This is a genomic window from Mitsuokella sp. AF21-1AC, assembly GCF_003458855.1.
GTDB lineage: Bacteria > Bacillota > Negativicutes > Selenomonadales > Selenomonadaceae > Mitsuokella.
The window spans coordinates 14244-35823 of sequence record NZ_QRVW01000028.1 but is presented as its reverse complement, the minus strand read 5'-3'; the positions used below and the strand labels follow the sequence as shown (position 1 = coordinate 35823).

Below are 21580 nucleotides of genomic sequence, written 5' to 3'. Positions count from 1 at the left end.
GATTCCCTCAAGCTCGCGACTTCAGTCGCGGGTAGTTGACTCATACGGTCGCCTCCCATACATATGTACTCTTATAATTTTATCACAATTAATTCTGAAGATATACGGCAACTCTTATCCCCGGACATGATATTATAAGATAGGAGGTTATCTGCATGAGCGGCAGGATTTTGCATCTGCCTGGCGAATGTATGTATCAGATAAGGGAGCTGGGGACTATGAATAATCTGCCGAAATTCTTTAATATGCTGGTGCAGTCGTGGAATACGGTGTTCTTCGGGCTTGTGGCGTTCGGGGGATTCTACCTTTTGACGGAGGGCTCGTATCTGCTGGGCGTGGTGCTCATTGCGGTTGGTCTGGGCGGCGCCTGTTTCTGCGCGAAGCAGACGCAGGCGTGGGCGAATGTCAAGGAGGAGGATCTCCCTAAATTCGGGAAGCGGAACCGCCCGCAAAAGTGATGTCACTCATGATCCGACGACATCAAAAAAACAGGAAGCAGTTTGTGCCGTTTAAGGCGTGCTGCTTCCTGTTTCTTGTTGGTGCTTCTGCGGTGCTGGCTGCAGATTCCTTACAGACAGCGGTTTGCATCGCGGAATAGATGATGCTGTTTTTTACGCTTCGGGATTTGCGTCCCTGCCTTCGCATTTGGCGAGGGCCTGGCGCATCTCTGCGTCCTGATGGGCGAGCTCGTCGCGCAGGCCGTCGTAGAACTGGACGAGGCCGTCGATGATGCCCTGGCGGGCCGTGGCTTCGATCTTTGCCTTTTTCTTGAGCTCGCGCGTCGTCTCGAGGATGTTGCCGATCGTCAGGATGTAGTTGTATTCGTCTTCGAGGACGGCGGTGGCATCCATCGGGGGCAGGCAGCGGACTTCGCGGCTGAGCTTGTCGTATTCGCTGCTGAGGTGGCGCAGATTCTTTTTCTGCGTGAGGGCGAGGTCGAGGTTGTTGCCGCTGACGCGCGCGAGAGCGTGATTCATTTCGTTGCGCAGCTGGTGCATAGCGGCGATGCGTTTCTGCAGGGCCAGGAGGTCGCGGCGCGCCTTGTCGCGTGCGGCCAGGCTCATATCGTTTGGTTCGGTTAACATAAGGGGTAACGCCTCCGTTATTCTTGTTGATGTGCCTTTCTATTGTAACGGATTTTCAGGCATTCGCCAAGCCGCTTTCAGATAAACTATAGGAATGAGGCGTAGAATGGCAATCGACGTTGAAATGTGATAAGATAGAAAGCAACATAACGCAATGTACGGGGAAACCCGGATAGGTGCTTCGGAGGGATCTTTATGGTTAGTGAAGAAACAATGATGTTCCGGTTTGGCAACGATGAGAACAAGGCGGAGCGAATCATCCGCTCGGTCTGCAAGGCCATGGAAGAGAAGGGCTACAATCCCATCAACCAGCTGGTCGGGTATCTGCTCTCGGGCGATCCGGCGTACATCACGAGCCACAACGACGCGCGCAGCCTCATTCGCACGCTGGAACGCGATGAGCTTTTAGAGGAGCTCGTGCGCTCGTATCTGGACAAGGAAAAGGAAAAGGAAAACAAAGAATAATGAAACGATACATGTCACTCGATATCGGCGATCGGACAATCGGCATCGCGGTCAGCGACCTGTTGGGGCTGACGGCGCAGGGCGTGGAGACGATCCACCGCAAGACCATGGAGGACGACCTCAAGCGGCTCGGGGAGCTCATGGCGCAGTATGAGACGCATTCGCTCGTCTCAGGGCTGCCGAAGAATATGGACGGCACGGAGGGCGAGCGCTGCGCAATCGTCAAGGAGTTCATGGCAAAGGTCAAGGAGATGTATCCGGAAGTGGAGGTTACGTTCTGGGATGAACGCCTGTCGACGGTGGCGGCGGCGCGTTCGCTGATTGAGGCCGATGTATCGCGGCGCAAGCGCAAGAAGGTCATCGACAAGATGGCGGCGGTCTTCATCCTGCAGGGGTATCTCGACAGCCTGCGCTGATGCGCGGTGGAGTGCCTGCGGCCCGCCCCGGCATCTGGCCGGCGGCGTGAAATGTTGACAAGCCTTCTTGCCATACGCTACAATGAAGGCAGCGATAAGTTTTGGATATAAGAATATAGTTTAAGAGGTGATCCTTGTGGCAGATGAAATGATGAACGAAGAGGATGTAGTCGTGGTCATGACGGATGAAGACGGTCATGAATATTACTATCGGGAAGAGATGATCATCCCGGTCGAGGAGGAGCGTTATGCGCTGCTCGTCGGCATCCATGGCGAGGACGAGGAGCACGCGGCCGGCTGCGGCTGTGGCTGCGAGGATGGCGACGAAGATGTCATCATCGCCAAGATCGTCGTCAACGATGAAGGCGAGGAGGAGTACATCGAGCCGTCGGACGAGGAGTTTGAAGCAGTCCAGAAGGCTTACGATGCCCTGGTCGATGAGGCCGAGAAGGAATAAACGCGTCACGATAGGCTGCTGTCCCGCTGGGTGGCGGCCTTTTCGTTATCATGAGCAATGCATATGAACGATTGGAAAACAAAAGGACAGGAAGCCTGGCAAAAGGTCCGGGATTTCCTGGCAACGATACGGGGCGGCGCCGGTGAGCGCCCGGAGCAGGCGACGGAGACAAAGCCTCTCCATACGGATGCCGGCAAGCCGGATGCTGTCAAGCTGGATGCCGGCAAGCCGGATGCCGCGAGTCAGGCGGCTGACAATCTGAAGGCGCAGTCTGGCGCTGCGGCGGCTGCAGAGCCTGACGAGGGGCCGAAATCTCTGAAGGAGCGCTGCGCCGCGTTTTGCAAAGCATCCGGCTGGAAAAAGGGGCTTGTGGCAGGCCTTGTCGTGCTGGTGCTTGTCATCGGCGGGGGTGCCGCCTATCTCTTTGGCGCGGGCAGTGCGCCGAAGCGTGCCTCGTTTGATGACGGTCAGAATATCTACGTGATGGTGAAACCCGGCATGGGGGCCAATGATATCGCAGCGGAGCTCGTGAACCTCGGCGTCATCGACAGTAAGATGCGCTTTTGGTGGCTGACGAAGATCCACGGCTACGGCAGCCAGATCAAGACGGGCACGTATGCGTTCCAGGCCGGCATGGACGAAAATGAGGTACTCCAGAAGCTCGTCGCGGGCGATACGACGATCATCAAGTTCACGATCCCCGAAGGCTTCAGCGTGCGCGAAATCGCGAAACGGCTCGCGGATGCGGGACTCGTTGATGAGCAGGCGTTCCTCGCGGCGGCGAAGGATTTCGCGCCGTACCCGTACATGAAGAAGCAGCCGAATGTCCAGTTCGCGGCCGAGGGCTTCCTGTTCCCCGACACGTATGAGCTGCACAGCGATGCGGCGACGCCGGAGGGCATCATGAAGATGATGGCTGAGGACTTTGACCAGCGGCTGACGCCTGCCATGCGCCAGCAGGCGGCGGCGATGAATCTCTCGATTCACAATCTCATCACGCTGGCGTCGCTCGTCGAGAAGGAGGCGCGCTACGATGAGGACCGGCCGATCATCGCGCAGGTCTTCCTCAAGCGCCTGGCCATCGGCATGCCGCTGCAGTCGGATACGACGCTGCAGTATCTCATGGCCGCGCCGAAGGAGGATGTGTCCATCGAGGATACGAAGATCCAGTCGCCGTACAATACGTACCAGGTGACGGGGCTGCCGCCGGGGCCGATTGCGAATCCGGGCCTCAAGTCGATTGAGGCCGTGCTGCATCCGGCCGCCACGGATTATCTGTATTTCGTGGCCGACCGGCAGGGACACAATCATTATTCCACGAATTACGCCGATCACGAGGCAATTGTCGAACAGGTGCGCTGAGGCGCTGAGCAGAAGCGGGTAAGGAGGGAGAGACGATGGAACAGGCAGGAATCGAGGCCCTGCTGCGCGAGATGGAATCGTATGCCGCCGCGCATCACGTGCCGATCATCAATGAGCGCGGCCGCCGGGCGTTCCTTGCGGTCGTGCAGCAGGACCGTCCGCGCCGCATCCTCGAGATCGGCACGGCCATCGGCTATTCGGCGCTGCTGCTCCTGCTGCATGGTGCGGCGGACGCAAGGGTGACGACACTCGAGCTCAGCGAGGAGCGCGCAGAGCTTGCGCGCTCGTTCTGGGCGCGTGCGGGCGTTTCGGACCGCATCACGCTACTGACGGGCGATGCCGGCAGGATCCTCACGGAGCTTCCGGGAAAGCTCGCTGAGCCGTACGATTTCGTTTTCATCGATGCGGCCAAAGGACAGTATGTCGATTATTTCGAGAAGATCCAGCCGCTGCTCGCGCCGCACTGCACGGTCCTTGCGGACAACGTGCTGTTCCGCGGCTACGTGCTCGGGGAGGAGAAGGCGCCGCGCCGCTACCGCACGATCGTCAAGCGGCTGCGCGCCTATATAGAACTTGTCAATCAGACGCCGGGCTTTGCAACCGAGATCCTTGAACGCGGGGACGGCCTGGCGGTCACACGGAGGAAATAAGGTTTGATCAGGAAAAAGCCGGAGCTTCTGGCTCCAGCCGGCAACATGGAAAAGATGAAGATGGCGCTGCTCTACGGTGCCGACGCCGTGTATCTCGGCGGCAAGGCCTATGGGCTGCGGGCTTTTGGCGGCAATTTCAGCCGCGAGGAGCTCAAAGAGGCGATGGAATTCGCGCATGGCCTCGGCAAGAAGGTCTATGTGACGGTGAACATCTTCCCGCACAACCGCGACCTTGCGGCGCTGCCCGACTACCTGCGCTATCTGCAGGAAATCGGCACAGATGCGCTGCTCGTCGCCGATCTCGGCATCTTCACGATGTGCCGGGAAATCATCCCGGAGATGGAGATTCACATCAGCACGCAGGCCAACAACACGAACTGGGCAACGGTCAGGGCCTGGCAGGCCCTCGGCGCCAAACGCGTCGTGCTCGCGCGCGAGATGTCGCTTGAGGAGATTCGCGAGATTCGCCAGAAATGCGATGTGGATCTTGAGATGTTCGTGCACGGCGCGATGTGCATCTCGTATTCGGGCCGCTGCCTGCTCTCGAATTACTTTACGGGCCGCGATGCGAACATGGGCAGCTGCGCGCAGTCATGCCGCTGGAAGTACGCGCTCGTCGAGGAGACGCGTCCCGGCAGGTATTTCCCGATTGAGGAGGACGAGCGCGGCACGTACATCATGAATTCCAAGGATATGTGTCTCCTGCCGCACATCGCCGACGTCATCGGGAGCGGCGTCGAGAGCCTCAAGATCGAGGGGCGCATGAAGAGTGTCCATTACGTCGCGAGCGTGGTCAAGGCGTACCGCCTGGCCATCGACGCGTACTTCGACCATCCGGACGATTTTCACATCGACCCGGCCTGGACCGAGGAGCTCGAAAAGGTTTCCCACCGCCCATATACGACGGGATTCTACTATCATCAGCCGACGAAGGATGACCAGCTTTATGGCACATCCTCTTATATACAGACGTCCGAGTTTGTGGGGCTTGTGCGCTCTTATGACAAAGAGACGGGCTGGGCGCTCGTCGAGCAGCGCAACAACATGAAGCTCGGTCAGGAGATCGAGGTGTTCCAGCCGACGGGGCCGCTTTTCCGCCAGACGATCCGCGCGATGCGCGATGAAGATGGCGAGGAAATCGCGGTCGCGCCGCATCCGCAGCAGCTCCTCTACATGAAGATGGAGCAGCCGGTGGAGCCTTATACCATCCTGCGTCGGGATTATCAGGCGTGAGCCTGGGCCTCGTGCCCGGGCGGAAGTGAAAGTGAAGGAAAGCGGGGATTACTCATGGAAAAGACAGTTCGTTATTTTGGTAAGGCAACGGGACGCGTACAGGGCGTCGGTTTCCGCATGTTCATCCAGCAGCATGCCACGGAGCTTGGCGTGACGGGCTGGGTCCGCAACATGGAGGACGGCAGCGTCCACATGGAAATCCAGGGTACGCCGGAGGCCGTCGACAAGTTGTCGGTGCTCATGCGTGAAGGCAATTACTTCATCAAGGTCAAGGAGCTGACGTTTGAGGAGCGCCCGGTCGAGGCCGACGAGACGCGCTTCATCATCCGCTACTGATCCGGGATTCGTAAAAGGAGACTTGTTATGCCAAAGATACTCGTGCTGAACGGCCCGAACCTCAATCTCCTGGGCACCAGAGAGCCGGAGATTTACGGTCACACGACGCTTCAGGACATCAACGACCGCATTGAGAGGCGGGCGGCTGAGGCGGGCATCGCCGTCGATTTCCTGCAGTCCAATCATGAGGGCGTGCTCGTCGATGCCGTGCAGGCGGCCAATCACAAATACGATTACATCATTTTCAACGCGGCGGCGTTCACGCATTACAGCATTGCGCTGCGCGACGCCATCGCGGCCATCGAGGTGCCGGTCATCGAGGTGCATCTCTCGAACATCCACCAGCGCGAGGAGTTCCGCCATACGTCGGTGCTCGCACCCGTCGCGATGGGACAGATCTGCGGCCTCGGCGCCGAGAGCTACATGGCAGCCCTCGAGGCCATCATCTGCAAGCTCAAGGGCTGAGCACTGGGGCCACGGCCCCGCAAAACTTTCATCTGGAGATGATTTTCATGAATCCAAATCGTTTGGAGGCACTGCGCGCCCTGCTCGCGCGCGAGGGGCTCGATGCCGTCGTCGTGACGAAGTACGTCAATCTGCATTATTTCAGCGGCTTCCGCGGCGATGATACGACGCTCGTCGTGACGCAGGATCATGCCCTGCTCATCACGGACAACCGCTACACGGAGCAGGCACAGAAGCAGGCGCCGCTTTACGAGATCGTCGAGCAGAAGGGCGGCCTCTTGAAGAAGACGGCCGAGTGCCTTGAGAAGCTCGGCTGCCAAAAGGTGGGCTTTGAGGGCAATGCGATGCTCTACAATGACCATGCGGCACTTGCCGCCATTCTGCCGGACGTCGATTTCTCGAAGGCTCTGACGCTCGATGCCCTGCGCGCCGTCAAGGATGCCGAGGAGATCGGCTGTATCCGCAGGGCATGTGAAATCGCTGACAAGGCGTTTTCAGACATCGTCACGTTCATCCGCCCGGGCCGCACGGAGATCGAGGTCGCCGCACGCCTCGAGCAGGTCATGCGCGCCGCCGGCTCGGAGAAGCCGTCTTTTGATACGATCGTGGCGTCTGGCCTGCGCGGCAGCATGCCGCACGGCACGGCCACGGAGAAGGTCATCGAGGAAGGCGATTTTGTGACGATGGATTACGGTGCAAAATTCCAGGGCTACTGCTCCGATATCACGCGCACGGTCTGCGTGGGGCACGCGACGCCGCGCCAGCGCGAGGTCTACGAGGCCGTGCTCGGCACGCAGAAGCTCGTGCTCAGCCTCATCGGGCCGCACAAGTCGTGCCTTGCCATCGATACGGCGTCACGCGAATACCTTGCGCGCTACGATCTTGCCAAATACTTCGGCCACGGCCTCGGCCACAGCCTGGGCCTTGAGATCCACGAGTCGCCGCGCCTCTCGCGCTCGTGTGCGCCGGAGGATGTGCTCGTCCCGGGCAACCTCATCACGGACGAGCCGGGCGTCTATTTGCCGGGCTGGGGCGGCCTTCGCATCGAGGATACGGTGCTCGTGACGGAGACGGGCTGCGAACGGCTCACGAAGTCGGACAAGTCGCTCCTGGAACTCGGCTGCTGAACGGCTCCGCCTGCCTGTACGGTCATCGAGTATCCTCGCACAGGCGCGCGAATGCGCAGGAATGCTTGACGCGCGGCGTCAAGTTGATTATAATAAAAACGTTATGATATGTTTATATCGTGCAAATTGACCATGATATTTTGGAGGGCGTTATTGAATGATTAATAGTACGGATTTTCGCACGGGCTTGACGATTGAGATTGATGGCGGTGTCTGGCAGATTGTTGATTTCCAGCATGTAAAGCCGGGCAAGGGCGCAGCCTTCGTTCGCACGAAGATCAAGAACGTTGAGACGGGTGCAGTGGTAGAGCGTACCTTCAACCCGAACGAGAAGATGCCGGCCGCGCATCTTGAGACGCGCAATATGCAGTATCTCTACGAGTCCGACGGCATGTACACGTTCATGGATATGGAGACGTATGAGCAGACGGAGCTCAACAAGGATCAGCTCGGCGATGCGCTGAACTACCTCATGGAGAACATGGAAGTCTCGCTGCAGACGTTCAAGGGCCGCATCATCGGCATCCAGCTGCCGAACTCCGTCAACCTCAAGGTTGTCGAGTGCGAGCCGAGCGTCAAGGGCAACACGGCCACGGGTGCCACGAAGATGGCCAAGGTCGAGACGGGCTACGAAGTCCGCGTGCCGCTCTTCGTCAACGAGGGCGATACACTCCGCATCGATACGCGCACGGGCAACTACATCGAGCGCGCATAAGAAACGCTTTTTTTGAGCAGCTGTTGTACCGGTTCGCTGGTATGGCAGCTGTATTTCTTTCACGTTTCTTTTTCTTTTTTCTATCCGCCGGGCAGGAGAACGGTGTTTTTTAGCGAAATAATATAGTATAAATATGCATCAGGTGAAGCACGGAAACACGCCGGACGTGGCATATGCTTTCGCCTGCGGCATTCACATTGCTCGTTTCGTATAAGGAGGCCTTTATCATGGCAACGGAAAAAGAATTATTGAAGAAGGATTCTGGTCTGGGCGCAATCCGCATCGCGGATGAGGTCGTCAGCATCATCGCGGGCCTGGCTGCCACGGAAGTCGACGGCATCGCGGGCATGAGCGGCGGCATCGCCGGCGGCATTGCCGAGATGCTCGGCCGCAAGAATTTCGCCAAGGGCGTCAAGGTTGAGGTCGGTGAGAAGGAAGCCGCCGTCGATCTCTACATCATTGTCAAGTACGGCGTGCGCATCCCCGATGTGGCCCTTGCGGCACAGGAGAATGTCAAGCAGGCTATCGAGACGATGACGGGCCTGTCGGTTGTCGAAGTCAATGTCCACGTACAGGGTGTCGGTTTCCCGGAGGAAGCGCCGAAGGCAGAAGAGGTGCGTGTACGCTGAGTTGAAGCGAGGCGGATACCATGGGGATCATCAACCGTATATTGCTGTTTTTCTTCAGTCTGGGCGCTATGGCGCTGTCGCTCGTCGTGCTCGCGGCCTGTATCGGCGTGCTGCCGGAGTCCGTCTGGCTCAATGAGCTTCACTATGCGCTCACGCGGCCCGAGACGATTGCGGGGGCTGCCGTTGCATTTCTCATCGCGTTTCAGCTCTTCTGCTGCTCGTTCCGCCGGACGCGTCCCGTGGAGCGGGAGTCGGGGGAATACCTCGTGCTGCAGAATGAGGCCGGGGCCGTGCGCGTGGCACTCGATGCCGTGCGCTCGCTCGTCGAGCAGACGGCATCGAATCTGCCGGGCATCCGGCTGGCCCGCGCGAAGGCGTACCGCGTGCACAGCAGCAGCGGCAAAGAAGCCGTGGACAATCTCAAGCTCGTGCTGAACCTTTCGGTTGGCCGCGGCCTCAATGTCAACGAGGTGTCGGCAGCCGCCGCAAAGGAGATCCGCGAGGAGCTCCGGGAGGTCATGGGCCTTTCGGATGTCGTGCTCGACCTGCGCGTCACGAGTCTTTCCGATGCTGCCCTGCCGTCGAAGCGCCGCGTCGTCTGAGGTGGTGGACAGAAGATGAAAGAAGAAATCAAGAACTATCTGGAACAGATCTGGCAGGAAAGCCGGTATCGCGTCATCGGGCTCTTTGCGGGGCTCTTCATCGGCCTGGCCATCCTGATCTTTGGCTTCTGGCGCACCATCTTCGTCCTGTTTTGCGGCAGCGTCGGTCTTTTCATCGGCACGCGGCTTGACGAGGGCGATACCATTTTCTCGATGCTCGAACGCATCCTGCCCGAACGGTTCAATCATTTTCGCTGAGCACGCAGCCGCGTGCAGGAAGGTTTAAGGTAAGGAAGGTTATTCATGAGTCGTAGACAAGCAAGAGAGGCGGCCCTTCAGGCGCTCTTTCAGTTGGATTTGAATCACGCAGATGAGGCCGGTCAGGAGGAGATGTATGAGTCTCTGGCCATCGATACGGCCCTTTCGGAAGGGGAGGCCATGAGTGCTCATGACCGCGCGTTCGTCAGGGCGCTCGTCCATGGGACCCGTGAGCACCTTGAAGAGATTGACGCGAAGATCGCCCATGCTTCGCGCGAGTGGAAGGTGGAGCGCATGGCGGTGGTCGACCGCAATCTCACGCGCATGGCGACGTATGAGATGCAGTTTGCCCCCGAGAAGCTCACCCCGAACATCGCGATCAACGAGGCTGTGGAACTGGCGAAGAAGTATGGTACGGATGAGTCCAGCCGCTATGTCAACGGCATCCTGGGCGCAATCATGAAGAATGCGCAGTGATACATGATGGAAGCCAGACCTGAGTCTGGCTTTTTTCTTGTGAGAAGGACGGCAGATACGGGCGAGAGGTGAAAGAAGACATGAGAGACAGGATGGAATCCATTCACAGTGTCAGCGACGTGACGCGCTACATCAAGATGGTGCTGGCGCGCGAGCCGGCGCTCGCGCATCTGCAGGTGCGCGGCGAGCTCTCGAATTTCAAGCGCTACGCCTCGGGGCACTGTTACTTCACGCTGAAAGACGCGGGCGCCGCCATCAAGTGCGTGATGTTCCGGAGCCGCGCGCAGAGCCTGCGCTTTGAGCCGCAGAACGGCATGCAGGTCATCGTGAGCGGCAATGTCGCCGTTTACGAGCGCGACGGCGTCTACCAGCTCTACGCCGACCGCATGATACCCGATGGCATCGGCGATCTGGCGCTCGCCTTCGAGCAGCTCAAGGCGAGGCTTGCGGCCGAGGGGCTTTTTGAGGAGGCGCACAAGCGGCCTTTGCCGCATTTCCCGAAGACCATCGGCATCGTGACGTCGCTGTCGGGCGCCGTGCTGCGCGATATCTACCGCGTCTCGAAGCGGCGCTGGCCCGCCGTCCGGCTCGTGCTGAAGCCCGTGCTCGTGCAGGGGGAGGAGGCCGCCGGGCAGATTGCGGAGGCCATCCGCTTCTTCAATGAGAAGTATCCCGTCGACGTGCTCATCGTCGGGCGCGGCGGCGGCTCGATGGAGGACCTCTGGGCCTTCAACGAGGAGGCCGTCGTGCGCGCGATCTACGCGTCAGAGATCCCCGTGATCTCGGCCGTCGGCCACGAGACGGACTTCACGCTGGCGGATTTCGTCAGCGACCAGCGCGCGGCGACGCCCTCGCAGGCGGCGGAGCTCGCCGTGCCCGACCGGCTCGAGCTGCGGCGCTACGTCGAAAGTCAGGGAAAGAGGCTCTCCGAGCAGGCAAAGCGCCAGTGTGCGGCCAAGCGGCTGCGGCTTGATGCCTGCCTCAGGAGTACGGCACTCGAGAGGCCGCAGCTCCTGCTTGCGGGCCGCTCGCAGCGCCTCGACCGCGCCGTGCAGGCCCTGCAGCACGCGATGAAGCAGGAACTCACGGCGCGCCGTCACGAGCTGAGCATTGCCTGCGAAAAACTCGACATGCTCAACCCGCTGCAGGTCCTCTGCCGCGGGTACGGCATCGTCGAGAAGCGCGGCAGGATTGTGACGAGCGTCAGGGAGACGAAGCCCGGCGAGCGCGTGCACATCGTCATGAAGGACGGCCGCGTGGCCGCACGCATCGAAGATACAAATGCTGGACGGAGTCAGCAACGTCAGGAAAGGAAGATGGAAGATGCCCAGAAAGAAGGAACTCTCTTTTGAAGAATCCCTGGGGAAACTCGAAGAGATTGTCAAGACCATGGAAGAGGGCAGCCTGAGCCTCAGGGACCTCATGACGAATTATTCGGAGGGGGTCCAGCTGGCCAAGAATTGCCTGACGGCGCTCGACCGCGCGGAAAAGACCATGGACCTCCTCGTCAAGGAGGGGGAAGACGGTACGGTCAAGGAAGAGCAGTTGGAGATAGAGGGAGAATAAGGTAGTATGTTCAAGGAACTTTGGCATGAAAGACAGCAGCTGGTCGAGCGCCAGCTCGTAAAAGAACTCGATGCACAGCAGCCACTCGACAAGACGCTGCACGATGCGATGCAGTACAGTCTCATGGCCGGCGGCAAGCGCCTGCGGCCGATCCTCGTGATGGCGGCAGCCGATGCCGTCGGCGCCGATGGCACGAAATTCCTCACGACGGGCTGCGCGCTCGAGATGATCCACACATATTCCCTGATCCACGACGACCTGCCGGCCATGGACAACGACGATTACCGCCGCGGCAAGCTGACGAACCACAAGGTCTACGGCGACGGCATGGCCGTGCTCGCGGGCGACGCGCTTCTGACGCTGGCCTTCGAGGTCATGCTGCGCCAAGAGTGGGCCGATGCGGCGACGCGGCTGGCTGTCGTGCGCGAGATGAGCACGGCTGCCGGCATGAACGGCATGGTCGGCGGCCAGGCCATCGACCTCGAGTCGGAGGGCCATCACATCAGCATGGAGACGCTGCGCCGCATGCACATGGGCAAGACGGGCGCGCTCTTCCGCGCGGCCATCCGCAGCGGCGCAATCCTCGCAGGTGCCAATGACGAGGAGCTCGCATTGCTCACGCGGTATGCCGATAAATTCGGCCTGGCCTTCCAGATCACGGACGACATCCTCGATGTTACGGGCGATGAGAAGGAGATCGGCAAGCCCGTCGGCAGCGATCTGCGCAACCACAAATCGACGTACGTCACGCTGACGTCGCTCGAGGAGGCCCGGGAGCTGGCGAAAACGACCGTACAGGAGGCCGTGGACGCCCTCGCGCCGTTCGGCAGCCGCGCCGTCTTCCTCAGAGAACTCGTGGAGTATCTGCTCACACGCAAAAATTAAGTAGGAATGGGAAGTGTTTCCATGCATGCATTGCTCGATCGAATCAATAAACCGGAAGATGTCAAGCGGCTTAACGTTCAGGAGCTCGACCGCCTGGCCGCGGAAATCCGCCGCTTGATCATCGATACCGTCGCGCGAAACGGCGGCCATCTCGCGCCAAATCTCGGGACGGTGGAGCTCACACTCGCCCTTTACAGCGTTTTTTCGTTTCCGCAGGATAAACTGGTCTGGGACGTCGGCCATCAGTCGTACACGCACAAGATCCTGACGGGGCGCCGGGAGCGGTTTGCGACGCTGCGCCGCCAGGGCGGCATCACGGGATTCCCGAACCGCTTTGAATCGCCGTACGATGCGTTCGGCGTCGGCCATGCGAGCACCTCGATCTCGGCGGCGCTGGGCATGGCAATCGCGCGCGACGTCCGCGGCCTACACAACCAGGTCATCGCCGTCATCGGCGACGGGGCACTGACCGGCGGCGAGTCCTTTGAGGCGCTCAACCATGCCGGCGACCTCGGCACGAAGCTCATCGTCATTCTCAACGACAACGAGATGTCCATCGATGCCAACGTCGGCGCCATGAGCGAGTATCTCTCGCGCATCCGCATCGCGCCGCAGTACAACCGCGCCAAGCGCGACATGGGCAATCTGCTCATGAGCATCCCGCACATCGGCGGCAAGGTCTACAAGACGGCCAGCCACTTGAAGGACGGCGTGCGCTCGGTGCTCGTGCCGGGCAGCCTGTTCGAGGAGATGGGCTTCCATTACATCGGCCCCATTGACGGGCACAACATCGGCCTCCTTGAGGAGGTGCTGTCGCGGGCGCGCGATATGACGGGCCCGGTACTCATCCACATCCACACGGTCAAGGGCAAAGGGTACCTGCCCGCCGAGCAGGCGCCGGAAAAATTCCACGGCGTCGGCTGTTTCGATGCACAGACGGGCAAGCCTGTCAAGAAGGCGGCCTGTGCGCCGTCGTATACCGCTGTTTTCAGCCAGGCGCTCATCGAGCTCGCGAAGAAGGACCCGGACATTCTAGCCATCACGGCGGCCATGCCGTCGGGCACGGGGCTCAAGGCCTTCGGCAAGGCATATCCGAACCGCTTCTTCGATGTCGGCATCGCCGAGGAACACGCTATGACGCTCGCGGCCGGCATGGCTGCGGCGGGCATGCATCCCGTCATCGCGCTCTATTCGACGTTTGCGCAGCGTGCCTACGACCAGATGATCCATGACGTCTGCCTGCAGAACCTGCCCGTGACGATCTGCCTGGACCGCGCAGGGCTCGTCGGCGAGGACGGCCCGACGCATCACGGCGTCTTCGACCTCTCGTACCTGCGGCAGATGCCGAACATGCACGTGCTCGTGCCGAAGGACGAGGAGGAGCTGCGCCACATGCTCGCGACGGCCATCGCCATCGACGGGCCCGCGGCCATCCGTTATCCGCGCGGGGCGGGCCGCGGCGTGACGCTCACGGACGATTTCAGGACGCTGCCGATCGGCAAGGCCGAAGTGCTGCACGAGGAGGGCGAAGTCGCCCTGCTCGCCGTCGGCACGATGGTCGAAAAGGCCGAGAAGGCTGCCGAGCTTCTCCACGAGCAGGGCATCGAGGCCGCCGTCGTCAACATGCGCTTCGTGAAGCCTCTCGATGAGGCGCTCATCCTGCGCTATGCGGCGGAGAAGAAGCTTCTGGTGACGCTTGAGGAGAATGCTCTCGCGGGCGGTTTCGGCGCATCCGTACTCGAATGTCTTGCGGATCACGGCGCCGCGGTGCCGGTGCTGCGCTTCGGCATCCCCGACCGCTTTGTCGAGCAGGGCACGCGCCAGGAGCTCCTTTCGCTCTGCGGCCTGCAGGCGGAGGCCATCGCTGCCGCCATCCTGCGGAAGCTCGGGCGGGAGCCTGCGCCTCAGCAGGATGCTGCGGGCGGGCAGATGGAACAGCCGGAGCAGTAAGAACAGGAAAATCAGGAAGAGAAGAATAGAAGGTTTTTTACGAATGGCAAAAGAACGATTGGATACCCTTTTGGTCGAGCGCGGCCTGGCCGGCAGCCGGGAACGGGCCAAGCGCATGATCATGGCCGGCGAGGTGCTCGTCGACGGACAGAAGGTCGACAAGGCCGGCACGACGGTGAAGCCCGAGGCCGAAATCCGTCTGCTCGGCCACGACATCCCCTATGTCAGCCGCGGCGGCCTCAAGCTCGAGAAGGCCATGCAGGAATTTGCGGTGACGCTTGCGGGCAAGGTGGCGGCCGATATCGGCGCTTCGACCGGCGGCTTCACGGACTGTATGCTCCAGAACGGTGTGCGCAAGGTCTTCGCGATTGACGTCGGCTACGGCCAGCTCGCCTGGAAGCTGCGCACGGACGACCGCGTCGTCAACATGGAGCGCACGAATATCCGTAATGTCACCTCTGAGATGCTCGGCGAGAAACTCGACTTCGCCTCGATCGACGTGGCCTTCATCTCGCTGACGAAGGTCTTGCCCGTCGCGAAGGAACTCCTGACGGACACAGGCGAGCTCGTCGCGCTCATCAAGCCGCAGTTTGAGGCGGGGCGCGAGAAGGTGGGCAAGAAGGGCGTCGTGCGCGACCCGGCCGTGCACGAGGAAGTCGTCGTGCGCGTGACGGATTTCGCGCGCTCGCTCGGCTTCTGTCCGCTGGCGCTCACGTACTCGCCCGTCAAGGGGCCGGAGGGCAATATCGAATACCTCATCCACCTCACGAGCGGGGCGGGCGAGGACACGGTATCCCCTGAGCGCATCCGCGAGGTGGTCGCCTCTGCCCACGCGGCCCTCGACAAGTAAGGAGGGAGTATTTGCATGCTGACGATAGCTGTATTCCCCAATGTCACGAAGAAGAATGCCGCCGATATCCTCTACCGGATCATCGCATTCTTCCGCGACAAGGATGTCCGGCTCATCATGCCGCTCGACGAATCGCGCTTCTTCGATATGGAGTCGTACGGCGTGCCGGATATCGAGAAGGTGCCGGCGGATCTTGCGCTCTGCCTCGGCGGCGACGGCACGCTGCTCGGCGTCTGCCACCGCTACGGCGATGCGGCCATCCCGCTCTGCGGCGTCAACATCGGCACGCTGGGCTTCATGGCCGACATCGAGCCCGATGAGCTCGAGACGAAGCTCCAGAAGATCCTCGACAAGGACTACCACATCGAGCACCGGCTGCTGCTCGCGGGCTTCGTGCATTCGTGCGGCAAGCGCCGCTTCATCGGCCATGCCATCAACGATGTCGTCGTGACGAAGGGCGGCGTCGCGCGCATGCTCCACCTGGGGCTCAGCATCAATTCGTCGCATCTCATCGACTACAAGGCCGACGGTCTCATCGTGTCGACGCCGACGGGCTCGACGGCGTATTCGCTGTCGGCGGGCGGGCCCATCATGAACCCGAATATCCGGGCGCTGCTCCTGACGCCGATCTGCGCGCACACCTTCAACATGCGCCCGCTGGCCATCCGGGAGGACGATGTCGTGCACATCCAGATTGCCGCGGTCCATCAGGACATCATCGTGACGCTCGACGGCCAGGAGAGTTACCGCCTTTTGCCCGGCGATGAGGTCACGGTGCAGAAATCCCAGGTACAGGCCAATATCGTCAAATTCGACGACAAGGATTACTATCAGATCCTGCGCACGAAACTGTGGCGAAATGACTGAGCATACAATACATACAACGCATACAACGAGAGATGAGAAGGGAAGAAAAAGAGAAAGGCTGATTCGATGAAAGAGAGACGCTTGGAACTGATACGTGAGATCATCCGCCACGAGATCATAGAGACGCAGGATGAGCTGGCTGCCGAGCTGCGCAAGAAACGCATCGCCGTCACGCAGGCCACGGTTTCGCGCGACATCAAGGAACTCATGCTCATCAAGGTGCCGACGGGCGACGGCCGCTACCGCTACGCGCTGCCGGCACAGGAGAATTACGCATTCACGAAGGAGCGCATGAAGCGCATCTTCAACGATACGATCATCGATTGCGACTACAGCGAGAACGTGCTGGTCGTCAAGACGCTGCCGGGCGGTGCGAACACCGTGGCTTCGGCGCTCGATTACTGCAAGTGGCCGGAGATCATCGGCACGGTCGCAGGCGACGACAGCATCCTCGTCGTCGTCAAGCCCAAGGAGACGGCGCCGGAGATCAAGAAACGCATCTTAGACCTCCTGGACCAGAACTGAGAGAAGGGATCCATTCAACATGCTGAAGACTTTGACGGTCTGGAATTTCGCGCTGCTCGAGCATGTGCAGGTGGAATTCGGGCCGGGACTCAATATCCTGACAGGTGAGACGGGTGCGGGCAAGTCCATCCTCATCGATTCGCTCGGTGCCGTGCTCGGCCACCGCGTCTCCGCCGACAACATCCGCTCGGGCTGCGAATGGCTGCGCGTGGAGGCCGTGTTCTTGCTTGACGAAGAATCGCTCGGGCTCCATGAATTTTTGACGCAGCAGGCCATCGACGATTCGGAGAACATGCTGATCGTCACGCGCCAGGTGACGCGGAATGGCCGCAGCACGGCGCTCGTCAACGGCTGCCACGTGACGCTTGCCACGCTCAAGCGCATCGGCAACTTCCTCGTCGACATCCACGGGCAGAACGAGAACCTGGCGCTCTTAAAGGAAGAAAGCCAGCTGCACCTGCTCGACACGTACGACCCGGATCTCTCCGAGGCCCTGGCTGCCTATGAATGCGCCTACCGGGCCTGGATGGAGCAGAAGAAATGTTACGAGGAGAAGCAGCAGGCCTCGCGCGAGTACGCGCAGCGCCTCGACATGCTGCACTGGCAGGATAAGGAGATCACGGACGCCGGCCTCAGGGAAGGTGAGGATGAGGAACTCGAGGCCGAGATCCGCAAGCTCTCGCATGCAGAAAAGATTGTCGGATTCGTCGAAGAGTCGTATAATCTTCTTGATGGCAGCGGAGGCGGCCTCAGCGTGCTCGCCGCGCTCTCGCAGGTCAGGAAGGACCTCGGCGACATGAGCCGTTTCGACCGGTCGCTGGCAAATGCCCAGAAGATTGTCGAGGAGGCGTTCGTCTCGCTGCAGGAAGCGGCCTACGAGCTGCGCGATTACGGCGAGAACATGGAGTTCCGCCCGGAAAGGCTCGACAAGCTCCAGCAGCGCATGGATCTCATCTACCGGCTCTGCAAGAAATACGGAGCGACGGTATCCGACGTGCTCGCGCATCAGCAGAAGGTCCAGCAGGAACTCCTGGAGATCGAGAATTACGATGACGATATCGCGGCGCTCGCGAAGAAGATTGCTGCGCTTGAAGCCGAGCTTTCGCGCAAAGCCAAGCGCCTGACGGAGCTGCGCGAGGCCGCGGCCAGGGATCTCTCTGCCGCCATCCACGCCCAGCTCCTCGAGCTCGGCATGCCGCAGGCGCGCTTCTACATCGCCGTCACGCCGGCCGGTCAGTACGGCCCGCACGGCAGCGATGAAGTCGCGATGTACTTCTCGGCCAATGCCGGCGAGCAGGAAAAGCCTCTGCAGAAGGTGGCGTCCGGCGGCGAGCTCTCGCGCATCGCGCTTGCCATCAAGACGGTGGCTTCGTCGCGCGACTCGTCGGTGCCGAGCATGGTCTTTGATGAGATCGATACGGGCATCGGCGGCCGCACGGCCCAGATGGTCGCGGAGCGCATCGCGCTCGTCGCACAGTACAAGCAGGTGCTATGCATCACGCATCTGCCGCAGATCGCCTGCATGGCCGACGAGCATCTCTACATCTCGAAGGGCATCGAGGACAATCACGCCGTCACGCAGGTGCGGCCGCTCTCCGAGCGTGAGCAGATCAGCGAGATCGCGCGCATGGCATCGGGCGCCGACATGACGACGGCATCCATCGACAACGCGCGCGAGATGGTCCTGCACGCCAAGCTCAAGAAGGAGAGCTTCCGCCAGCAGGCCTGACGCAAGAGCGGACTGTCATGAGAAAGACGAGGCGGGACGGCTTTGAGAGCCGGCCTGCCAGACCATACTGTAATGGATAATAAGGGGTACGAGGAGGTTTTTTCGATGTATGAGGATCTGATTGAAACGAAAATCGCAAGCGAGGATGTCTTTGACGGCGTGCTGCTGCACGTGAAAAAGGATACGGTCAAGCTGCCGAACGGCCGCACGGCGACGCGGGAGTGGATCAAGCATCCGGGAGCGTCCTCAGTTATCCCGGTATTCCCTGATGGCTCGATCATCCTCGTGCGCCAGTACCGTTACCCGATTGACCAGGTCACGCTCGAGGTGCCGGCCGGCAAGCTCGATTCGCCCGACGAGGACCCGCTCTTCTGTGCGGAGCGCGAGCTTTCGGAGGAGACGGGCTACAAGGCCGACAAGATTGAGAAGCTCACGACGATCGCGACGACGGTCGGGTTCTCGAATGAGCACATCCATCTCTACGTGGCCAAGGGTCTGACGCCGGGCAAGCAGCATACGGACGAGGACGAATTCATCAACGTCGTCAAAGTGCCGATGAAGGAAGCCCTCGAGATGGTCAGGGACGGCCGCATCATCGATGCAAAGAGCGTCGTCTCGATCCTGATGGTCAGCCAGCAGCAGAAGGCTTGAGGCCCTGGTCTGCCGGAACGATGCGTGAGATCGAACGATACAATAGAACGATAAAGGATATTGGGGGAATCTATGTTTAATCTGAATCTGCTGGATATCGTCGCAGGCATCCCGGGCCTCATCATTGCGATGGTCATCCATGAATACGCGCATGCGCGCACGGCCGACGCCCTCGGCGACCCGACGCCGCGCATGATGGGCCGTCTGACGCTCAATCCGGTCGCGCATATCGACCCCATCGGCCTCATCATGCTGTTCCTCGTGCGCTTCGGCTGGGCGAAGCCGGTCATCATCGACGCCCGCCACTTCAAGAATCCGCGCCGCGACGATATTCTCGTCTCGCTGGCCGGGCCCGCTGCAAACCTCGTGACGGCATTCCTGACGCTTGTCGTACTCCTCGCGTATCATCATGTCGCGGGGCGTCCGTCCGTCGGCATGTACCAGGTCCTGCAGCTCATCATCATCTACAACATCAACTTTGCAATCTTCAACCTGATTCCGCTGCCGCCGCTCGACGGCTCGCATGTGCTCGCCCAGCTGCTGCCGGGCAGGCTCGCGTATGAGTACGTGCGCCTGGAGCGCTACAGCTTCCTCATCCTCATCGTCCTCATCATGACGCCGGTCCTCAGCATGATCTTCATCCCGCTGCAGCGGTTCATCTGGTCGGCCTTCCTGTTCATTCTGACGCCGTTCCTTTGAGCAGGTGAAGCATGAAGGATTACACGATACACCTGCCGGTCTTTGACGGCCCGCTCGAACTCCTGCTGCATCTCATCGAGAAGAACAAGATCGATATCTACGATATCCCCATCGCGCTTCTGACGCGCGAGTATCTCGATTCGCTCGAGACGATGAAGCGCATGGACATGGAGGTGACGAGTGCCTTCCTCGTGATGGCGGCGACACTGCTCCAAATCAAGTCGCGCATGATGTTGCCGAAGCCCGTGCACGAAGAGACGGGCGAGGAGGAGGACCCGCGCCTCGAGCTCGTCGAGCGGCTGCTCGAGTACAAGAAGTTCAAGCGGGTCAGCGAGGTGCTCGGCGATATGGCCGTGGTGCAGGAACGCTTCGTGGGCAGGGCACCGCTGCCCTTGCCCGTGCACCGTCTGCCGCCCGAGCATCTGCCGCTTGAAGAGCTCGTCGCGGCGTTCCAATCGGTCCTCGCGGTCAAGGTGGAGCCGACGATCCCCGCGGTGCTCGTCGCACCCGAGACGTACAGTCTCGAGGAGAAGATGGGGACGCTCCTCACGCTGCTGGCCAAACGCCATGGAGCCGTGCGCTTTACCGAGGCGTTCCGGCCCGGCGCGCGCGGCGAGCTCATCGTGACGTTCCTGGCTCTCCTCGAGCTTATGAAGAAGGGACTCGTCACGGTGCGTCAGCCGCATCTCTTCGCCGATATGGAAATCGCCCTGCGGCAGGGCGCAGAACAGGCAGATGGCCGGAGTGACCGGCACCGCCGAGATGGCCAGGCCGGTCGGGACGGGCAGGCGGGGCAGGATGCGCAGAACAGAGAGGAGTTTTTGCATGGAACAACGTGATATGGGCGATGTCGGACTCCTCGAGGCCGTGCTGTTCGCGGCGGGGGACCCCCTTGACCGCGACGCGCTGGCGCATGTCATGGACTGCCCGGCCGATGCAATTGAGCCGCTTGTCGAGAAACTCCGGCAGGAGCTTTTGGCGCGCGGCAGCGGCCTTACCGTTCACCGCGTGGCCGGCGGTTATCAGCTCGTCACGCGGCAGGAGGCCTATCCCGTCGTCGAGCGCCTGAGCCAGGTGACGGAGCGGCGCCTGTCCGCGCCGACGCTTGAGACGCTATCAATCATCGCGTTCAAGCAGCCCATTACGAAGCCCGAGATCGAGAGGCTGCGCGGCGTGCGCATCGAGCGTGCGCTTGCAAAGCTTTTAGAGCTCGACCTCATCGAGGAGCGCGGTCGCAAGCAGGTCATCGGCCGGCCCATCCTCTACGGGACGACGGCTGCGTTTCTGCGCTGCTTCGGGCTCGAGTCGCTTTCGGACCTGCCGCAGCTGCCGACGACGGAGGATGCGGCCGAGAGCCTCGACGAGGAGCAGAAGGCAATCCTGCGTGAAAGCCTTGCAAGGCGGCAGCCGCAGGAAGCTCCCGCGGCGGGAGACGCCGGAGACACGGAAGCAGCCCCCACGGCAGAAGCTGTACCCAGAGAGGATGCGGAGCCCGGGGCAGCAGAGGCCAAAGACGACGCCGCTTCCAAGACGCAGGCGGAGCAACAGAAGGATTGACGGACAGCACGTGCCCTGGCGCCG

General features: G+C 60.7%; 28 protein-coding genes. 27 read left to right on the top strand and 1 reads right to left on the bottom strand.

Going from position 1 to position 21580, the window contains the following annotated elements; genetic code table 11:
* Positions 1-155: 155 nt before the first annotated feature.
* Entirely contained in the window at positions 156-458 is a 303-nt protein-coding gene (locus DWX75_RS09910) for a hypothetical protein (RefSeq protein ID WP_233519565.1), read from the top strand.
* Between the two features lie 153 nt (positions 459-611).
* Here the strand turns inward: DWX75_RS09910 and DWX75_RS09905 are convergent, their stop codons facing one another.
* Positions 612-1085 (bottom strand): sporulation-specific protein 15, encoded by a 474-nt coding sequence (locus DWX75_RS09905; protein ID WP_199497588.1) that lies wholly within the window; start codon positions 1083-1085, stop codon positions 612-614.
* A 195-nt stretch (positions 1086-1280) separates the two neighbouring features.
* Here DWX75_RS09905 and DWX75_RS09900 point away from each other — a divergent pair, with 195 nt between their 5' ends.
* The 26 genes from DWX75_RS09900 to scpB all read left to right on the top strand — a co-directional run bounded on the left by DWX75_RS09900 (position 1281) and on the right by scpB (position 21556).
* The gene (locus DWX75_RS09900; RefSeq protein ID WP_118016154.1) at positions 1281-1550 is read left to right on the top strand and encodes an IreB family regulatory phosphoprotein; all 270 of its coding nucleotides are present in this window, start codon (positions 1281-1283) and stop codon (positions 1548-1550) included.
* Positions 1550-1966 (top strand): Holliday junction resolvase RuvX, encoded by a 417-nt coding sequence (gene ruvX / locus DWX75_RS09895; protein WP_199497587.1) that lies wholly within the window; start codon positions 1550-1552, stop codon positions 1964-1966. Before DWX75_RS09900 ends, ruvX begins: the two co-directional genes overlap by 1 nt.
* A 148-nt stretch (positions 1967-2114) precedes the next feature.
* On the top strand, positions 2115-2423 hold the full coding sequence (locus DWX75_RS09890; RefSeq protein WP_199497589.1) for a DUF1292 domain-containing protein: 309 nt from the start codon (positions 2115-2117) through the stop codon (positions 2421-2423).
* Positions 2424-2486: 63 nt separating this feature from the next.
* Positions 2487-3785, top strand: a complete 1299-nt coding sequence (gene mltG, locus DWX75_RS09885; RefSeq protein ID WP_118016152.1) for an endolytic transglycosylase MltG — start codon at positions 2487-2489, stop codon at positions 3783-3785.
* A gap of 35 nt (positions 3786-3820) precedes the next feature.
* Entirely contained in the window at positions 3821-4435 is a 615-nt protein-coding gene (locus tag DWX75_RS09880; RefSeq protein ID WP_233519564.1) for an O-methyltransferase, read from the top strand.
* A 6-nt stretch (positions 4436-4441) separates the two neighbouring features.
* The gene (locus DWX75_RS09875) at positions 4442-5668 is read left to right on the top strand and encodes a U32 family peptidase (RefSeq protein ID WP_118016156.1); all 1227 of its coding nucleotides are present in this window, start codon (positions 4442-4444) and stop codon (positions 5666-5668) included.
* Between the two features lie 54 nt (positions 5669-5722).
* Positions 5723-6004: an acylphosphatase gene (locus DWX75_RS09870; RefSeq protein ID WP_118016151.1), complete on the top strand. Its 282-nt coding sequence runs from the start codon at positions 5723-5725 to the stop codon at positions 6002-6004.
* A gap of 27 nt (positions 6005-6031) precedes the next feature.
* Positions 6032-6469, top strand: coding sequence for a type II 3-dehydroquinate dehydratase (gene aroQ / locus DWX75_RS09865; RefSeq protein ID WP_118016150.1), 438 nt, complete (start codon positions 6032-6034; stop codon positions 6467-6469).
* A 47-nt stretch (positions 6470-6516) separates the two neighbouring features.
* Positions 6517-7596 (top strand): Xaa-Pro peptidase family protein, encoded by a 1080-nt coding sequence (locus DWX75_RS09860; protein ID WP_118016149.1) that lies wholly within the window; start codon positions 6517-6519, stop codon positions 7594-7596.
* Between the two features lie 157 nt (positions 7597-7753).
* Positions 7754-8311, top strand: coding sequence for an elongation factor P (gene efp, locus DWX75_RS09855; RefSeq protein ID WP_118016148.1), 558 nt, complete (start codon positions 7754-7756; stop codon positions 8309-8311).
* Between the two features lie 227 nt (positions 8312-8538).
* Positions 8539-8940 carry an Asp23/Gls24 family envelope stress response protein gene (locus DWX75_RS09850; RefSeq protein WP_118016147.1) on the top strand — a complete coding sequence of 134 codons (402 nt, stop codon included), beginning with the start codon at positions 8539-8541 and terminating at the stop codon, positions 8938-8940.
* A 20-nt stretch (positions 8941-8960) separates the two neighbouring features.
* Positions 8961-9542 carry an alkaline shock response membrane anchor protein AmaP gene (gene amaP / locus DWX75_RS09845; protein ID WP_118016146.1) on the top strand — a complete coding sequence of 194 codons (582 nt, stop codon included), beginning with the start codon at positions 8961-8963 and terminating at the stop codon, positions 9540-9542.
* A gap of 15 nt (positions 9543-9557) precedes the next feature.
* On the top strand, positions 9558-9800 hold the full coding sequence (locus tag DWX75_RS09840) for a DUF2273 domain-containing protein (protein WP_118016145.1): 243 nt from the start codon (positions 9558-9560) through the stop codon (positions 9798-9800).
* Between the two features lie 45 nt (positions 9801-9845).
* Positions 9846-10277: a transcription antitermination factor NusB gene (gene nusB / locus DWX75_RS09835; RefSeq protein WP_118016144.1), complete on the top strand. Its 432-nt coding sequence runs from the start codon at positions 9846-9848 to the stop codon at positions 10275-10277.
* Positions 10278-10369: 92 nt separating this feature from the next.
* Complete coding sequence (xseA, locus tag DWX75_RS09830) at positions 10370-11629, top strand: exodeoxyribonuclease VII large subunit (protein ID WP_118016143.1); 1260 nt, start codon at positions 10370-10372, stop codon at positions 11627-11629.
* Positions 11601-11843 carry an exodeoxyribonuclease VII small subunit gene (gene xseB / locus DWX75_RS09825; protein WP_118016142.1) on the top strand — a complete coding sequence of 81 codons (243 nt, stop codon included), beginning with the start codon at positions 11601-11603 and terminating at the stop codon, positions 11841-11843. Before xseA ends, xseB begins: the two co-directional genes overlap by 29 nt.
* A 6-nt stretch (positions 11844-11849) precedes the next feature.
* Positions 11850-12728, top strand: coding sequence for a polyprenyl synthetase family protein (locus DWX75_RS09820; protein ID WP_118016141.1), 879 nt, complete (start codon positions 11850-11852; stop codon positions 12726-12728).
* Positions 12729-12749: 21 nt separating this feature from the next.
* Positions 12750-14678 carry a 1-deoxy-D-xylulose-5-phosphate synthase gene (gene dxs, locus DWX75_RS09815; RefSeq protein WP_118016140.1) on the top strand — a complete coding sequence of 643 codons (1929 nt, stop codon included), beginning with the start codon at positions 12750-12752 and terminating at the stop codon, positions 14676-14678.
* A gap of 43 nt (positions 14679-14721) precedes the next feature.
* The gene (locus tag DWX75_RS09810; protein WP_118016139.1) at positions 14722-15528 is read left to right on the top strand and encodes a TlyA family RNA methyltransferase; all 807 of its coding nucleotides are present in this window, start codon (positions 14722-14724) and stop codon (positions 15526-15528) included.
* A 15-nt stretch (positions 15529-15543) separates the two neighbouring features.
* Positions 15544-16395 (top strand): NAD(+)/NADH kinase, encoded by an 852-nt coding sequence (locus DWX75_RS09805; protein ID WP_118016138.1) that lies wholly within the window; start codon positions 15544-15546, stop codon positions 16393-16395.
* Positions 16396-16461: 66 nt separating this feature from the next.
* Entirely contained in the window at positions 16462-16920 is a 459-nt protein-coding gene (argR, locus tag DWX75_RS09800; RefSeq protein ID WP_118016137.1) for an arginine repressor, read from the top strand.
* A 19-nt stretch (positions 16921-16939) separates the two neighbouring features.
* Positions 16940-18649: a DNA repair protein RecN gene (gene recN, locus DWX75_RS09795; protein WP_118016136.1), complete on the top strand. Its 1710-nt coding sequence runs from the start codon at positions 16940-16942 to the stop codon at positions 18647-18649.
* Between the two features lie 105 nt (positions 18650-18754).
* Positions 18755-19300, top strand: a complete 546-nt coding sequence (locus tag DWX75_RS09790; protein WP_118016135.1) for an NUDIX domain-containing protein — start codon at positions 18755-18757, stop codon at positions 19298-19300.
* Between the two features lie 72 nt (positions 19301-19372).
* Positions 19373-19999, top strand: a complete 627-nt coding sequence (locus DWX75_RS09785) for a site-2 protease family protein (protein ID WP_118016134.1) — start codon at positions 19373-19375, stop codon at positions 19997-19999.
* A gap of 11 nt (positions 20000-20010) precedes the next feature.
* The gene (locus tag DWX75_RS09780) at positions 20011-20838 is read left to right on the top strand and encodes a ScpA family protein (protein ID WP_118016133.1); all 828 of its coding nucleotides are present in this window, start codon (positions 20011-20013) and stop codon (positions 20836-20838) included.
* Entirely contained in the window at positions 20825-21556 is a 732-nt protein-coding gene (gene scpB / locus DWX75_RS09775; RefSeq protein ID WP_118016132.1) for an SMC-Scp complex subunit ScpB, read from the top strand. Before DWX75_RS09780 ends, scpB begins: the two co-directional genes overlap by 14 nt.
* Positions 21557-21580 lie beyond the last annotated feature (24 nt).

Coding starts and splice junctions, on each gene's coding strand:
- DWX75_RS09910 (WP_233519565.1), top strand. CDS start 156: ATGAGCGGCAGGATTTTGCATCTGCCTGGCGAATGTATGTATCAGATA.
- DWX75_RS09905 (WP_199497588.1), bottom strand. CDS start 1,085: ATGTTAACCGAACCAAACGATATGAGCCTGGCCGCACGCGACAAGGCG.
- DWX75_RS09900 (WP_118016154.1), top strand. CDS start 1,281: ATGGTTAGTGAAGAAACAATGATGTTCCGGTTTGGCAACGATGAGAAC.
- ruvX (WP_199497587.1), top strand. CDS start 1,550: ATGAAACGATACATGTCACTCGATATCGGCGATCGGACAATCGGCATC.
- DWX75_RS09890 (WP_199497589.1), top strand. CDS start 2,115: ATGATGAACGAAGAGGATGTAGTCGTGGTCATGACGGATGAAGACGGT.
- mltG (WP_118016152.1), top strand. CDS start 2,487: ATGAACGATTGGAAAACAAAAGGACAGGAAGCCTGGCAAAAGGTCCGG.
- DWX75_RS09880 (WP_233519564.1), top strand. CDS start 3,821: ATGGAACAGGCAGGAATCGAGGCCCTGCTGCGCGAGATGGAATCGTAT.
- DWX75_RS09870 (WP_118016151.1), top strand. CDS start 5,723: ATGGAAAAGACAGTTCGTTATTTTGGTAAGGCAACGGGACGCGTACAG.
- aroQ (WP_118016150.1), top strand. CDS start 6,032: ATGCCAAAGATACTCGTGCTGAACGGCCCGAACCTCAATCTCCTGGGC.
- DWX75_RS09860 (WP_118016149.1), top strand. CDS start 6,517: ATGAATCCAAATCGTTTGGAGGCACTGCGCGCCCTGCTCGCGCGCGAG.
- efp (WP_118016148.1), top strand. CDS start 7,754: ATGATTAATAGTACGGATTTTCGCACGGGCTTGACGATTGAGATTGAT.
- DWX75_RS09850 (WP_118016147.1), top strand. CDS start 8,539: ATGGCAACGGAAAAAGAATTATTGAAGAAGGATTCTGGTCTGGGCGCA.
- amaP (WP_118016146.1), top strand. CDS start 8,961: ATGGGGATCATCAACCGTATATTGCTGTTTTTCTTCAGTCTGGGCGCT.
- DWX75_RS09840 (WP_118016145.1), top strand. CDS start 9,558: ATGAAAGAAGAAATCAAGAACTATCTGGAACAGATCTGGCAGGAAAGC.
- nusB (WP_118016144.1), top strand. CDS start 9,846: ATGAGTCGTAGACAAGCAAGAGAGGCGGCCCTTCAGGCGCTCTTTCAG.
- xseA (WP_118016143.1), top strand. CDS start 10,370: ATGGAATCCATTCACAGTGTCAGCGACGTGACGCGCTACATCAAGATG.
- xseB (WP_118016142.1), top strand. CDS start 11,601: ATGCCCAGAAAGAAGGAACTCTCTTTTGAAGAATCCCTGGGGAAACTC.
- DWX75_RS09820 (WP_118016141.1), top strand. CDS start 11,850: ATGTTCAAGGAACTTTGGCATGAAAGACAGCAGCTGGTCGAGCGCCAG.
- dxs (WP_118016140.1), top strand. CDS start 12,750: ATGCATGCATTGCTCGATCGAATCAATAAACCGGAAGATGTCAAGCGG.
- DWX75_RS09810 (WP_118016139.1), top strand. CDS start 14,722: ATGGCAAAAGAACGATTGGATACCCTTTTGGTCGAGCGCGGCCTGGCC.
- DWX75_RS09805 (WP_118016138.1), top strand. CDS start 15,544: ATGCTGACGATAGCTGTATTCCCCAATGTCACGAAGAAGAATGCCGCC.
- argR (WP_118016137.1), top strand. CDS start 16,462: ATGAAAGAGAGACGCTTGGAACTGATACGTGAGATCATCCGCCACGAG.
- recN (WP_118016136.1), top strand. CDS start 16,940: ATGCTGAAGACTTTGACGGTCTGGAATTTCGCGCTGCTCGAGCATGTG.
- DWX75_RS09790 (WP_118016135.1), top strand. CDS start 18,755: ATGTATGAGGATCTGATTGAAACGAAAATCGCAAGCGAGGATGTCTTT.
- DWX75_RS09785 (WP_118016134.1), top strand. CDS start 19,373: ATGTTTAATCTGAATCTGCTGGATATCGTCGCAGGCATCCCGGGCCTC.
- DWX75_RS09780 (WP_118016133.1), top strand. CDS start 20,011: ATGAAGGATTACACGATACACCTGCCGGTCTTTGACGGCCCGCTCGAA.
- scpB (WP_118016132.1), top strand. CDS start 20,825: ATGGAACAACGTGATATGGGCGATGTCGGACTCCTCGAGGCCGTGCTG.